The organism is Bacillus sp. NP157, assembly GCA_018889975.1.
In the GTDB taxonomy this organism is placed as follows: domain Bacteria; phylum Pseudomonadota; class Gammaproteobacteria; order Xanthomonadales; family Rhodanobacteraceae; genus Luteibacter.
The window spans coordinates 3,365,462-3,379,402 of the sequence record CP076546.1 but is presented as its reverse complement, the minus strand read 5'-3'; the positions used below and the strand labels follow the sequence as shown (position 1 = coordinate 3,379,402).

The 13,941-nt window shown below is 67.1% G+C and carries 11 protein-coding genes; 4 read left to right on the top strand and 7 right to left on the bottom strand.

Going from position 1 to position 13,941, the window contains the following annotated elements:
• Positions 1 to 50 precede the first annotated feature (50 nt).
• Both gspD and hrpB read left to right on the top strand, forming a co-directional pair.
• Positions 51 to 2,249 carry a type II secretion system secretin GspD gene (gene gspD, locus KPL74_15575; protein QWT19159.1) on the top strand — a complete coding sequence of 733 codons (2,199 nt, stop codon included), beginning with the start codon at positions 51 to 53 and terminating at the stop codon, positions 2,247 to 2,249.
• A gap of 51 nt (positions 2,250 to 2,300) precedes the next feature.
• Positions 2,301 to 4,811: an ATP-dependent helicase HrpB gene (gene hrpB, locus KPL74_15570; GenBank protein QWT19158.1), complete on the top strand. Its 2,511-nt coding sequence runs from the start codon at positions 2,301 to 2,303 to the stop codon at positions 4,809 to 4,811.
• A 12-nt stretch (positions 4,812 to 4,823) separates the two neighbouring features.
• Here the strand turns inward: hrpB and KPL74_15565 are convergent, their stop codons facing one another.
• From KPL74_15565 to KPL74_15535, 7 genes are all read right to left on the bottom strand, one after another.
• The gene (locus tag KPL74_15565; GenBank protein QWT19157.1) at positions 4,824 to 5,912 is read right to left on the bottom strand and encodes a hypothetical protein; all 1,089 of its coding nucleotides are present in this window, start codon (positions 5,910 to 5,912) and stop codon (positions 4,824 to 4,826) included.
• A gap of 8 nt (positions 5,913 to 5,920) precedes the next feature.
• Positions 5,921 to 6,931, bottom strand: a complete 1,011-nt coding sequence (locus KPL74_15560) for a hypothetical protein (protein ID QWT19156.1) — start codon at positions 6,929 to 6,931, stop codon at positions 5,921 to 5,923.
• Positions 6,932 to 7,024: 93 nt separating this feature from the next.
• Entirely contained in the window at positions 7,025 to 8,044 is a 1,020-nt protein-coding gene (locus KPL74_15555) for a hypothetical protein (protein ID QWT19155.1), read from the bottom strand.
• Positions 8,041 to 9,186 (bottom strand): hypothetical protein, encoded by a 1,146-nt coding sequence (locus KPL74_15550; protein QWT19154.1) that lies wholly within the window; start codon positions 9,184 to 9,186, stop codon positions 8,041 to 8,043. The genes KPL74_15555 and KPL74_15550 overlap by 4 nt, the downstream gene beginning before the upstream one ends.
• A gap of 200 nt (positions 9,187 to 9,386) precedes the next feature.
• Positions 9,387 to 10,106, bottom strand: a complete 720-nt coding sequence (locus KPL74_15545; GenBank protein QWT19153.1) for a pseudouridine synthase — start codon at positions 10,104 to 10,106, stop codon at positions 9,387 to 9,389.
• 4 nt (positions 10,107 to 10,110) lie between these two features.
• On the bottom strand, positions 10,111 to 10,878 hold the full coding sequence (locus tag KPL74_15540; protein ID QWT19152.1) for an ABC transporter permease: 768 nt from the start codon (positions 10,876 to 10,878) through the stop codon (positions 10,111 to 10,113).
• On the bottom strand, positions 10,875 to 11,807 hold the full coding sequence (locus KPL74_15535) for an ABC transporter ATP-binding protein (GenBank protein QWT19151.1): 933 nt from the start codon (positions 11,805 to 11,807) through the stop codon (positions 10,875 to 10,877). Before KPL74_15535 ends, KPL74_15540 begins: the two co-directional genes overlap by 4 nt.
• A gap of 82 nt (positions 11,808 to 11,889) precedes the next feature.
• Between KPL74_15535 and KPL74_15530 the strand changes: the two genes are divergently transcribed.
• Together KPL74_15530 and KPL74_15525 are read left to right on the top strand one after the other, a co-directional pair.
• The gene (locus KPL74_15530; GenBank protein ID QWT19150.1) at positions 11,890 to 12,636 is read left to right on the top strand and encodes a hypothetical protein; all 747 of its coding nucleotides are present in this window, start codon (positions 11,890 to 11,892) and stop codon (positions 12,634 to 12,636) included.
• A 17-nt stretch (positions 12,637 to 12,653) separates the two neighbouring features.
• Entirely contained in the window at positions 12,654 to 13,934 is a 1,281-nt protein-coding gene (locus KPL74_15525; GenBank protein QWT19149.1) for a flavohemoglobin expression-modulating QEGLA motif protein, read from the top strand.
• The last annotated feature ends 7 nt before the right edge of the window (positions 13,935 to 13,941 follow it).

Below are 13,941 nucleotides of genomic sequence, written 5' to 3'. Positions count from 1 at the left end.
GATACGAGTCACCGGCGCGCACGCGCCCCTCAAGGACAGAGGACACATCGATGCAACGATACAAGACAGGCATGGCCATCCTGATGGCCAGCCTTGCCACGGGCTGCGCCACGCAGTCGTCCCGCCTCGCGGGTAATCTCGAGCGGGAAGCGCTGGCCGACCTGGCCCGGCCCGTGCCGCTACCGCTGCCACTGCCACTGCCTGCGGATGCGAGCGCCGGCCCGGCGGATCGCGTAGCAGCGTCGATCACGCACGGCGCTGGCGATCCATTGAAGTCGCGGCCACCGTCGACGACGCGCCCGGCCGTCACGCCGCGCGCGCTGGCAACACCACGACCTGGGGCGGCGGGTGAGGGTGCATTGACGTTCAACTTCGAAGACCAGCCGGTGGAAGCCGTGGTGCGCGCCATCCTTGCCGACGTGCTGGATGTGAATTACGCGATCATGCCCGGCGTCGGCGGCACGGTGTCGTTCTCGACGGCGCGCCCCGTATCCCGCGACGAGGCATTGCCGATCCTCGAGACATTGCTGTCGTGGACGGGTAACGCGCTGGTCCATCGACACGGTCGCTACGACGTCGTGCCGCGACGGCAGGCGGTCGCCGGCGCGCTGGTGCCGCGGCTCGCCGCATCGGCACCCCGCTCGGGCCACGCGGCGCGATTGTTCCCGCTGCGCTTCGTCGCCGCCAACGAGATGGAGAAGCTGCTCACGCCGTTCGTCACTCCCGATGGCCTGCTACTGGTCGACCCTGTCCGCAACCTGCTGGTGTTGGCTGGCACGCCGGAGGAACTGGACAACTACGCGGCAAGCATCGACACCTTCGATGTCGACTGGGTCGGTGGCATGTCGGTCGGCGTCTTCCCGCTCAAACACGCGAGCACGAAGGAATTGTTGCAAGGCCTCGAGTCGGTGTTCGGCGAAAAAGCGCGGTCACCGGGCGCGGGGATGGTTCGCTTCCTGCCGATCGAGCGAAGCAACGCGATCGTCGCAATTGCAACGCGCGGCGAGATCGTGGATCGCGTTGGCGAATGGATCGACCGGATCGATCGTGGCGGCGGCAACGAGCCGCGCCTGTACGTGTACGACGTACGCAATCTTCCCGCGGCGGACGTCGCCCGGCACATCGGCCAGATATACGGCGGTTTCGTGGGCGGCGCCGATCACGCGGGTGAGGTCGTCCCGGGCCTGGCCAGCGCAACGTACGAGTCGGGAGCCGGCCCGTCCGCTGGCGACGAGACCGAGGTGTTCGACGGCGAGCGCGATCCCGCGTTCTACCAGCCGGCCACGTCGCCAGCCGGCAGCGGCAGCGTCAGCAGCGGCGGCGAGCATGCCCTGCGGGTCACCGCGGTGGATGCGAACAACCAGGTGCTGGTCCACGCGCGTCCGTCGCAGTGGGTGGCGATCCGCGCGGCCATCGAACGGCTCGATGCCGTGCCACTGCAGGTGCAGATCGAAACGCGAATCCTCGAGGTCGCCTTGCAGGATAACTTCCGGTTCGGCGTGCAGTGGTACCTCGAGGGACTCGCAGGCAGCGGCGGAAGCGGCAAGCCGGCGCAGCCCGGCAACCGCCAGGGATGGGGCCTGGGCCGGCTGCCGATCACCCGTGGCGGTGCCGACACGTTCTTCTACTCCTTCGTCAACAAGGACCTGCAGGCGATCGTGCGTGCGCTGGAGGAAGACACCCATGCACGCACGTTGTCGGCGCCTTCGCTGGTCGTGGTGAACAACCGTCGCGCGGAGATCGTCGTCGGCGATGAAGTGCCGGTCACGCAGACCTACGTGAACACGCAGGTCGGTGCGAGCAGCGAGGTAGGCCAGGTCGCCTACAAGAAAACGGGCGTCATGCTGAAGGTGCGTCCTCGGGTGAACCCCGGTGGCCTGGTCTACCTGGACGTGGAGCAGGAAGTGAGCAAGGTGGGCGAAGCGGCCAATGCGTCGGGTAACGCACCGATCGAGAAGCGCAAGCTGAAAACCGAAGTGGCCGTGCAGAGTGGTCAGACGGTGCTGCTCGGCGGCCTGATTCGTGAGATCGGCGCGCACGGCCGCAGTGGCGTGCCTGGCCTGTCGCGCATCCCCGTCTTCGGCAAGCTGTTCGGCAATCGCTGGGATAACAACCAGCGCACCGAAACCCTCGTGCTGATCACGCCGAGGGTGATCGGCAGCGCGGGCGACGCACGTCGCGTCGCTGACGACTACCGTCGACGTTTCCGCTCGCTGGAGCCGTTCACGCCGAAGCCGGCCGTCGAGTGATCCGCGCGTCGGGAGGCGGGCGAGCGCGATCCTGCGTACCATACGCAGCGCATGACTCCCGTCTTCCCTATCACCCCGCTGCTGCCCGACATCCTCGCCTCGCTCGCGGAGCGGCCGCGCCTCGTGCTGGAAGCGCCGCCCGGCGCGGGCAAGACGACCCAGGTCCCCCTCGCCCTGCTCGATGCGCCCTGGCTCGCCGGCCAGCGCATCCTGATGCTGGAACCGCGCCGCGTCGCGGCACGGGCCGCCGCAACGTTCATGGCGGCGCAGCTGGCCGAAGAGGTCGGCGGCACGGTCGGCTATCGCATCCGCTTCGAGTCGCGGATCGGGCCGCGGACGCGGATCGAAGTGGTCACCGAAGGCATCCTCAGTCGGCTGATCCAGGACGATCCCTCACTGGATGGCGTCGGCGCGATCCTGTTCGACGAATTCCATGAGCGGCACCTGGCCGGCGACCTCGGCGCGGCGCTTGCGCTCGACGTACAGGCGAGCCTGCGACCCGACCTGCGCCTCGTGGTGATGTCCGCGACGCTGGACGGCGAACGCATCGCTCGCTGGCTGGACGCCCCGCGCCTGAGCAGTCCGGGACGCAGCTTCCCGGTCGACATCGTGCACCCGCCGGCGCGGACGCAGGAAACGGTCGAGCAGCACATGGCGCGGACCGTGCAGCAGGCCCTGCGCGAGAACGACGGCGACGTGCTCGCGTTCCTGCCCGGGCGTCGCGAGATCGAACGCGTGCGGACGATGCTGGAGCGCCTTGAGGGCGATGTCGAAGTCGTTGCGCTGCACGGCGAGCTGTCGCTCGCGGAGCAGCAGCTGGCGCTCGCGCCGGCGGACGCGGGCACGCGGCGCGTCGTCCTTGCCACCAACGTCGCCGAATCGAGCGTGACCCTGCCGGGCATTCGCGCGGTGGTCGACAGCGGCCAGGCGCGCGAGCCGCGGTTCGATCCGCCCTCGGGCTTCACCCGGCTGGAGACCGTGCTCATCTCGCAGGCGTCGGCCGACCAGCGCGCGGGCCGCGCTGGGCGCGTCGCCGAGGGGCGCGCCTATCGCCTGTGGCCGCAGAGCCGTCGCCTCGAGCCGTCGCGCAGCGCGGAGATCGAGCAGGCCGAACTGTCCGGCCTTGCGCTGGAACTCGCCGGCTGGGGCAGCGAATCCCTGCCCTGGCTGGATCCGCCGCCGGCCGGGGCGATGAGCCAGGCCCGCGACCTTCTGCGCCGGCTCGGTGCACTGGATAGCGCGTCGGCGATCACCGGCCTCGGCCGGAAGATGCTTGCGCTGGGGGCCGCGGCGCGGCTGGCGGCGGCCGCGATGCGAGCACGCCCCGAGCAACGCGCGCTGGTGGCCGACCTGCTGGCACTTGCTGAAGCACGCTCCCCACTGCGCGGCGAAGCGGCGCGTAACGACGACTTCCGCCAGCGGTTGCATGCCTTGCACCTCTGGCGTGACGGCCGCGGCCGTGGCGCCCGGATCGGTTCCGCGGACGCGGGTGCACTTGCGGCGATCGACAAGGCTGCCGCGGGCTGGCGTCGACGGATGGACGCCAGGACGGCGGCAAGCGGCGTCCCCGACTCGCATGCCGTCGGCGACCTGCTTGCGCATGCGTTCCCCGATCGCGTGGCGCGCCGTGACGATACGCAGCCGCTGCGCTACCAACTGGCCAATGGCCGCGGCGCGCGCCTGCACGAGCAGAGCGCACTGCATGGCGAACCGTGGTTATTGATCGTCGACCTTCGCCTGGATGCGCGCGATAGCCTCGTGTTCGCGGCCGCGCCACTCGATCCGGACACCCTCGAGCGCGAGCACGCCGAGCGCTTCACCACGACGCGCGTACTGCGTTGGGACGATGCGCGGCAGATCGCAGAGGCCTTCGAGGAGCGTCGCTTCGATGCCCTGGTGGTCTCGCGCAAGTCCGTACCGGTCAGCGGCGACGATGCGTTGCCGGCGTTGCTGGCGGCGATTCGTTCCCGCGGCATCCCTGCACTTCCCTGGACGGACAACGCCCGGCGACTGCGCGCCCGCATGGGTGCCTTGCGCGCGTGGCGTCCCGAGCTCGGCTTGCCCGATGTCAGCGATGACGCGCTCGCGCGCACGCTCGACACGTGGCTGTCGCCGTTCCTCTCCGGCAAGCGGCGGCTCGATGCGCTGCAGCCTGCCGAATTGTCCGAAGCCCTGGCCTCGATGTTCGACTATGAGCAGCGGCGTGCGCTCGATGCGCACGCGCCCGAGGAGCTGGTCGTGCCGAGCGGCATGACGCGGCGGCTGGAGTACGGCGCACGCGACGACGAGCCCGGCGCGCCGCCGGTGTTGGCGGTGAAGCTGCAGGAGCTGTTTGGCCTGGCCGACACCCCGCGGGTAGGCGATGGGCGCGTCCCGGTGATGTTGCACCTGCTGTCGCCTGCGGGCCGACCGATCCAGGTGACCCAGGACCTCGCCGGGTTCTGGGATCGCACGTATCCCGAAGTGAAGAAGGAATTGAAGGGTCGCTATCCACGGCATCCCTGGCCGGACGATCCGTGGACGGCGACGGCGACCCACCGGGCAAAGCCGCGCGGCACCTGAGCGATTCCACGCTCAGCAATCCGGCGGTTCGCGCTCGGGTGACGACGTACGGTCGGAGCCTTCCGACGGGCTTGCCGATGCTTCGGTGATCCGCCGTGGCCGCGGTTGACCCAGTCGAAACGAACGCTGTGGCCATGGCTTGCCGCTTGCCGTACGTTCCATGGCGGCGGGGCTGATATTGTCACGGACTTGTGCGGCGCGTGCACCGGCCAATGCATCGAAGGCCACCATCGGCCGTTCCGTGCCCGCGTCGATGAGCTTGAGTCCCCTGAGGCGTGCCCGGCCAGAGGCGATCAGCTCCTTCTTGAGCGCCGACGGGATGGTGGGAGACATTTCGGTAAGCTGGATGTCGAGGTCGTAGGCGTCGGCGAAGGTCCCGATGGACCAGCGGCAGGTGTGGCAGACAACGCCGCTGAGCATCCCGCGTACCGTGCCGCTGCGTGGCACGACGCCGCCGAGGATGTCGTCCTCCAACGCGCGCAACGCCTTCTGTTCGGCATCCAGGGCATGATAACGGCCATCGTGCCAGTAGGGCTTCATGATCGAGCGACCGCCCATGCGAAAAGGCGCACGGACGTCGGTCGCGTCCGACGCGACGTAGAAGGGTTCGTCTGCGGTTTCCGCCGCGGCGAGTGCCTCGTCGCTTACCGCCGCCTGGCTACCGGCGGCGTCTTCTTCCGCCTCGGACGCCGACGTTGCCAGCTCCGGCGACGATGGCGTGCTCGGCGTTCCTGGTGGCGTCGGTCCGGCGAACGCGCGCACGGCGACACGGCCCAGGGGCTCGCCGGCCATCGCGTGGTACGTGCGCACGTGGGAGATCCCATTCGACGTGTAGGTGTACTCCAGCCGTGCGATGGGCGTGCTGCGCATATGGCTCTCGACGAGCTCCCAACGCCGCGCCCGATAGTCCCCGGGATACCTCGCGACGATGATACTGCGCATGGCATCGACATGGCGCTGGCTGCTGGCTTCGAGCAGCGCGACGAGGTTGCCTTCGTCGAGATCCGCACGGGTTGTGGTGACGCTGCCGGCGGCGGCGTAGCCAGGCAAGGCGTACGCGACGGCGATGGCTACGACGGGTGGGATTGAACGTACGCTCATGATCATGGTTATTCCATTGCGGGGCAGGCCAGGCGGCTGGCGCGTTCGGACAAGGCCTCGGCGTCGGAGCTGGACAGCGCATCGGCAGACACCATGTCGTCGGCAACGGCCGCCTCGACGATTTCCGCCATGGCCAGCATGTCGAGCAGGGGCATGAGCGCGCCGACCAGCAGGCCCAACCGTGCGAGCCCATCGTGCCGCGGCTCGGGCCGAAGCGGCGTGCGACGCATGTCATCGACGTACCAACGGTGCACGGCACGGTCATGCGCTGCGACGAAGCAGGGTATGCGTGCATCGCCGGGTGCTCCGCCCCCGGCGTTCTGGGGATGCGCCGTGCCATCCGGTCGACATGGCGGTGACGTGACATAGCCCTGCGCATCGCGAAAGGCGGCAGCCGCGCGTGCGATCCGCCAGGCGATCGGCAGACCGGCGTTGGCCGACGGATGCAGCAGCCGGTGCTGGACGATCGTGTCGAGGTAGCGCAGATCATGCGTCGACAACTCGTCCGGGTGCCTCGCCCGCATGACCCGGGACGCGACGTCGTCGAACACCCCTACGGCGGCGCGGCGAGCTGGCGGCGTCGAACCGATCTGTTCGCGCAGGATCTGTAGTCCGACAGCGTGGCTTGCGAAGCGAGGCGCGTGCTCGTAGCCGAACAGGTCCAGCACATGCCAGAAAACATCCGGCTCCAGCCCCGCCTTCGTTGCATTGGCTGCGACGAACGGATCGCGAAATCCGCCCGCCGGCATGACATCGACGCCTGGCCTCGCGCGTGTCATGCCCAGTTCGCGGCGAAGTGCATCGAGCACCTGGTCGTCGTCGGCTGCGCTGGCGTCGACGACTTCGCGCCACCAGAGTTCGTTCATGAGCGACGGTGTACGCACCACATCGCTGTAGGGAGAGGCGGGTTGCACGAGAAGCTGTTGCGCGAACCACGCGTCGTCATGGTCCGTGGCTTGCTCGATGCCGAGCTGAGCGATCCGCTCAGCCTGCATTTGCCCAAGGATCGACGAAGCCATTGCCCCGGGCGAGGCAGTGAGGCAAAGCAATAGCATCGCTCGGGGTGATGGCTTTCGCATCGGGGGTTCCTGTCGGGTGATCGTACGAAGCCGTCAATCGGAAAGGCAGCGCTCGCTGGCCGTGAGCTCGCCCGCTTCCGCGGCGGCAAGGCGCTCCACGTCGTAGGGGCCGGACCACGAAGCCGCGTCGGGATCCACCTCGCTTTCGACCAGACGCTGCCAGCCAAGGTCTTTACGTATCCGGCTGAGCACAGCGGACGACGCCCGGCTCGCCGCGGTGATGTCGTCGCCAACGGTGTCGGCCAACGTAGCGGAGTCCTTCACGCTCGTCTCATCGAGATAGTAGATTGTCCCGCTGACCTTGTATTTCCTGGCGAATGCCTTGAAGGCGGCGTCACAGGAATGGCAGACCGTCTTGCTGACATAGCCCGTGACCTCGCCTCCCGCCACGCTGAGCCCGGGGTTTTTCTCAAACTCAAACTCAAGCTGCCGGAGTGCCTTGAGTTCCGCATCGGTGCCATGGATGATCTCACCCTTTCGAGGACCCTCGGTTTCAGCCGAAGGCTCGACGACCCAGTTGTCACGCTGTCGCATGTTGGTCGCTCGAATGTCCGACGGCGGATAAAACTGCACATCCCTGGCGTCGGCGAGCGCCTCGGCGGGACTGATCTGGGCGCCGGCCTCGGATTCGGAGCCACTGGTCGCACCCTGGCTTCTCCTTCCTGCCACTTGCTGGATCGTTCGCTCAATCGACGCGCCACTGCGTGCATGGACCCTGATCGTTTCGCCGGTCGCGGCCGAGCGGTAGTCGAGCCGCGCGAGGGTTGCACCCCTGGCCTTGGCAGCCAGCTGCTTCCGGAAGTTATGGTTACCCCTGACGGGTACGGGGGTGTTCGCGTACGACGTCGTCGCCTGCGTCACGGCAACGCCCTTCCTCAGTGCTTCTACATGGACCTCCGCATCGTGGGCGAGGAAGACAGCGACGTTGCCAGCGCCTTTCATGAGCTTGATTTCGTAGGGCACAACCTGGTCGTCGCCGGGAGCAGCACGGGTCGACGGGGACAGGCAGGCGAGGGCGAGCGCGGTGGTCGTGGCCAGGTTCAATGCGTTCATGCGCTTCGCACTCCGCAGCTGAGCGAGCTGGCCCGCGCGTCGGCTGCCTCGGCTTCGGCGTCTTCGAGCCCGGACGTCTCGGCCATGTCGCCGGCGACCGATGCCTCCGAGAATTCAACGAGTGCGGCGATGTCCATGAGCGGCATGGCGAGGCCGAAGATCAGCATGGCGCGGTGCCATGTTGGATGGGCATTTTCATGGATTGGTATCCTCTGTCGCTCCAGCCGCCATTCCGAGCGGTACCAGGCGAGCACCGCGCGATCGGTCGCTCCGACGAAACACAGCGGGCTGTTGTCGTCGTAGGCACTGGCGTCCCTTGGAAGGTCGTCATTGGGGTCGTGGTTTACGCAGAGCGGGCTGCCGCGAAAATATCCCCTGATATCCTTGTATGCCGCTGCCGTGCGCGCGATCCGGTAGGCGGCCGGGAGCCGGGGCTTTCCGTCCGTGCCGGTGCCAGGGTCCCTGCTGCGCAGGGCCATCGTGACGATGCCGACGAGATACTCGGCATCGTCATGCGATATGTCGTCGCCACTACGAGCCGCCATGTAGCGGTCCAGTACCGACGACTCGATTCCCAGCGCGGGCCACATGGATCGCGGGGTGCGGGCCATCTGTTCGCGGAGCAACTGAAGGGCGACGGCATCATGGGCCGCGAGCGTCACGCCCGACGGATTCATATCCCACGCTTTCATGAAGACGTCGTAGGGGATGCCTGCCTTGATCGCACCGGCGGCTGCTTCAACGCCCCGAAAGGCGGCGGCATCCACGCGGGAGACATCGACCTCGCGTCCCGGCCGAGCCTTGGTAAGCCCAAGCTGCCACTGAAGGGCCTCGAGCACGGAACCCGGTGGCTGGCCGGGGGCTATGCGAGAACTGAAATCTTCCCACCAGAGCTCGTTGAGCATGTCGGGCATCGCCACCAGCTCGCTGTAGGGCGAACGGGCATCGACCAGGAGCATGCGTAGCAATGCCGGCGTGCCGAGGGCGGCGTCGGAAAAGGTAACCCGGTCGTCGTGCGGGCCGTCGACGCGATACTTCAACAGTTCGCGATAGACATCCGTTTGGATGGACGGCGCGATGGCCGCTGTGACGGGTAGCGGAGCGAGGCACGCGAGCATCGCGCAGGTACGCAGTGACATCATGTCGGGGGAAACTCCTTTGGAGGTGAACCTGGCAACCAGGTGTCACTGAGTTTCCCCGAACGCGTCGCGGCGAAGGATCAGGCGATGCCCCACAGCGACCGGCGTTCAGCCGATGCGTGACGTAGGCGACTGCCTACGTAGTTGTCGTCAGATGCCGCGATCGCAAGGATTGCAGGGATCGCAGCGCCACCGGCACGGCGTTACCAGCGTGTCCGCCCGGGCAACAAGCCCTTCAACTCGGCTTCCGTCAGGTTGCGCCACTGGCCCACCTTGAGGTGGCCCAGCTTCACGTTGATGATGCGTACGCGGCGCAGCTGGGTGACGCGATAGCCGAACTCGGCAGCCATCAGGCGGATCTGGCGATTCAGCCCCTGGGTGAGGATGATGGCGAAGCCGAACTTCGCGATCCGGCGCACCTTGCACGGCCGGGTCATCTGGCCATGGATGCGCACGCCCCTGGCCATCCCGGCGAGAAACTCATCGGTGACCGCCTTGTTCACGCCCACGAGGTATTCCTTCTCGTGGTTGTTCTCCGAACGGAGGATCTCGTTGACGATGTCGCCGTTGCTGGTCAGCAGGATCAGGCCTTCCGAATCCTTGTCCAGCCGCCCGATCGGGAAGATCCGTTGCTGGTGGTCGACGAAGTCGACGATGTTGCCTTCGACCGTGGTGTCCGTCGTGCAGGTGATCCCGACCGGCTTGTTCAGCGCGATATACACGCCGCGGTTCTTGGTCGACTCGGGCGCGACGGTGCGGGCGACGACGACATCGCCATCGACCTTCACCACGTCGCCGTCGAGCGCCTTGGCGCCCATGCCGACGACTTCATCGTTGATCATGACCCGGCCGGCCTGCAGCAACTCGTCCGCTTCGCGGCGCGAGCACAGGCCGGACTCGGCAATGTACTTGTTGACGCGCATCGGCTTAGGAGCGAAGGCCGACGCCGCGCGAGAGCAGGCGAAGGGCCACGGCCGCAAGGCCGACGACGAAGACCAGCATCACGGCAAACGCGGTGACGATCGGCACGTCGCTGACGCCGAGCACGCCGAAGCGGAACGCGTTGACCATGTACAGGATCGGGTTGACCAGCGAAATGCTGTGCCACGGCTCGCTGAGCAGGTCGACCGAATAGAACACGCCGCCGAGGTAGGTCAGCGGGGTGAGCACGAAGGTCGGCACCAGGGCGATGTCGTCGAACTTCTTGGCGTACACCGCGTTGACGAAGCCGGCCAGCGAGAACACGGTCGCGCCGAGCAGGACCGAGAAGAACGTCGTCAGCGGATGCGCCACGTGCAGGTCGGTGAAGAACAGCGCGATGATCAGCACCAGGATGCCGACGACCAGGCCGCGGGTCACCGCGCCGGTGACGTAGCCGAGCAGGATCACCCAGTTCGGCATCGGCGACACCAGCATCTCTTCGACGAAACGGCCGAACTTGGCACCGAAGAAGGACGAGGAGATGTTGCCGTAGCTGTTGGTGATGATCGACATCATGACCAGGCCCGGCACGATGTACTGCATGTAGGTGAAGCCATGCATGGTGCCGATGCGGCTGCCGATCAGCTTGCCGAAGATGACGAAGTAGAGCGTCATCGTGATGGCCGGCGGGATCAGCGTCTGCGTCCAGATGCGCATGATGCGCACGATCTCGCGACGGACGATCGTGCCCAGGGCGATGAGATGGTTGCTCATGCGGCGTTCTCCCGGCCGTGCTCGACCAGGCGGACGAACAGTTCCTCAAGGCGGTTGGCTTTGTTGCGCATCGACGTGACGGTGATGCCGTGCGCGGAAAGCGCGGCGAACAACGAGTTCAGGTCGTGCGCGCGCGACATCTCGGCTTCCAGCGTGTGGTCGTCGACCACGCGCAGGGTGACGCCGGGCAGGGAAGGCAGGTCGCCGCCGCTGCGGTTCACGTCGAGCACGAAGGTTTCCACGTCCAGCGTCGACAGCAGGCTCTTCATCGTGGTGTTCTTGACGATGCGGCCCTGGTCGATGATGGCGATGTTGCGGCAGAGCTGCTCCGCTTCCTCGAGGTAATGCGTGGTGAGGATCACGGTGGTGCCCGCGGCGTTGATGCCGCTGACGAACTGCCACATCGAACGGCGGATCTCGATGTCGACGCCCGCGGTGGGCTCGTCGAGGATCAGCAGCTTCGGCTCGTTCATCATGGCGCGGGCGATCATCAGGCGCCGCTTCATGCCGCCCGACAGGGTGCGGGCCTGCTCGTGGGCTTTCTCCCACAGGCGCAGCTCGCGCAGGTATTTCTCGGCGCGCACCGCCGCTTCGGCGCGACCGATGCCGTAGAAGCCGGCCTGGTTCACGCAGATGTCGAACGGCTTCTCGAACTGGTTGAAGTTGATCTCCTGGGGGACCAGGCCGATCAGGCGCATCGCATCGCTGCGCCGCTTGTGGATCGATACGCCGAACACCTCGGCATCGCCCGAGCTGGCGTTGACCAGCGAGGACAGGATGCCGATCAGGGTGGACTTGCCGGCACCGTTCGGGCCGAGCAGGGCGAAGAAGTCCCCCGGCTGGACGGTCAGCGAAACCCCTTTCAGGGCCTCGACGCCGTTGCCGTAGGTCTTGCGTAAATCTTTGACGTGTAAGGCAGGAGTGGTCATGGGCTGCGCCGGGATGACAAGCCGCCTATTATACCGGGCTTTGCCGGGCGACCATGTTCCCTGGCGTCAACAGAGACTTTCCATGGCCGAACAATTCCAGCTCCGCCTCGCCGACAGCTTCATGCTCGCCCCCGCGGTGCGGCACCTGGCATTCGAGCGGGTGGACGGCCAGCCCCTGGCGTTCGTCCCGGGCCAGTTCCTCCAGGTCCACTTCCACTACGACGACGGCAAGGCGACCAAGCGCAGCTACTCGGTCGGTACCGTGGGCGATGGCTCCGGCCCGGTCCAGCAGGTCGAGATCGCCGTTTCCTACGTCGAAGGCGGGGCCGCGACCCAGCTGCTGAGCGGCCTGGAGGCCGGTGGCGTGATCCATGCCAGCGGCCCGTACGGCCGTTTCTGCCTGATGGATGGCGACCAGAACACCCGCTACATCCTGATCGCCACCGGCACCGGGGTGACCCCGTACCGGGCCATGCTGCCCCAGATCGAAGCCCTGATCGCCTCGCGCGGCTGCCGTTTCGTTCTGCTCTACGGCGCCCGCAACGAGACCGAGCTCCTTTATGGCGAGGAATTCGAAGCCTTCGCCCGCAAGCACGAGGGGTTCGATTTCCACGCCTGCTTTAGCCGCGGCGCCCGTCCGAACCCGCGTCCGCACGACCGGCTGGGCTATGTGCAGGAGATGCTCGCCGAGCTGGAGCCGACCGCCGACCAGGACATCGCCTATCTGTGCGGTAACCCGAACATGGTCGATGCGGCGTTTTCGGCGCTCAAGGAACACGGCCTGGCCGTGCAACACATTCGCCGCGAGAAGTACATCTCGTCGCGTTGATGCCTATACTCCGGCCCATGCACGCCAAGGCTGATACCGCCCCGCTTTCCCCCGAGATGCGCCGCTACGCTGAGCTGGACCAGCGTCTCCTGCTGGCGGTGCGCAACGTCCGGATCCTGCCCACGGTGTCCTGGCCGGCCTCCGTCGAAGAGCGGCTGATCGAGGAATTCAGTGCGGGCCGGCTGTCGATCCCGGAGATCCGCTACCAGCGTCCAGAACTCGGTGAGACGCGCCGCGAGCTGGAGGCGATCGAAGCCGAGGCCTGCGAGGACACCCCGATCGCCGATTACCTGCGGCGGACGGCCGAGTCCTGGCGCATCGCCACGCAGATGCTCGACGCCGCGGGCACCGATGGGGTCACGGAGGCGTCCGTGCTGCTCTACGGCCGGCCCGGCGACGCGATCCCCGGCAGCAATCGCAGCAACCTCGACGCGGCGGCCTATTTCGTCAACCTCGCCGACGAGCTCGGCGCGGACCTCGAGACCGAAGATGCCGCCGGCAACATCACGGCCGAGCAGCTGCGCCAGGACATGACGGCGAAGCTGGATGCCTTCTTCGCGCCCGGGACCATCGCCGTCGAGGTCGATCCGGAACTGACGGCCAAGGCCGCGGCCGGCGCGACCCGGATCCGCCTGCGCGGCGGCGCGCGTTTCACCGAATACGATCGCCACCAGCTGCTCGCACACGAAGCCTTCGTGCACTCGCTGACCGCGTTGAACGGACGCGAGCAGCCCGTGCTCGCGTCGCTGGCGCGCACTTCGCCTCGCGTGACGGCGACCCAGGAAGGCCTCGCGGTATTCGCCGAGCTGATGTCCGGCGCGATCGATATTCCCCGCCTGAAGCGGATCAGCCTGCGCATCCTGGCCATCGACATGGCCATGAACGGGGCAGATTTCGTCGAGGTGTTTCGCTATTTCCGGGTCTGCGGCCAGTCCGTCCCCGACAGTTTCCATTCCGCCCAACGGGTGTTCCGCGGCGTGCCCCTGACGGGTGGCTCGGCGTTCGCGAAAGACAACGTGTACCTCACCGGCCTGCTGGCCGTGCATACGTTCTTCCGCTGGGCGCTGCGCCAGCGCCGCCTCGACCTGCTGCGCAACCTGTTCGCCGGCAAGCTGGCGCTGCACGACGTGATGACGCTGGAGGCGCATTTCGCGAGCGGTGACATCGCCTCGCCGCGCTATCTCCCGCCGTGGATGCAGCACGTGCACGGACTGGCCGGAAAACTGGCTTTTTCGCTGTTCGTCAACCACATCCACATGGCGGGCGTGCAGGCCGAAGAGATCTCGCTCGGCCTGTAGCCGGCAA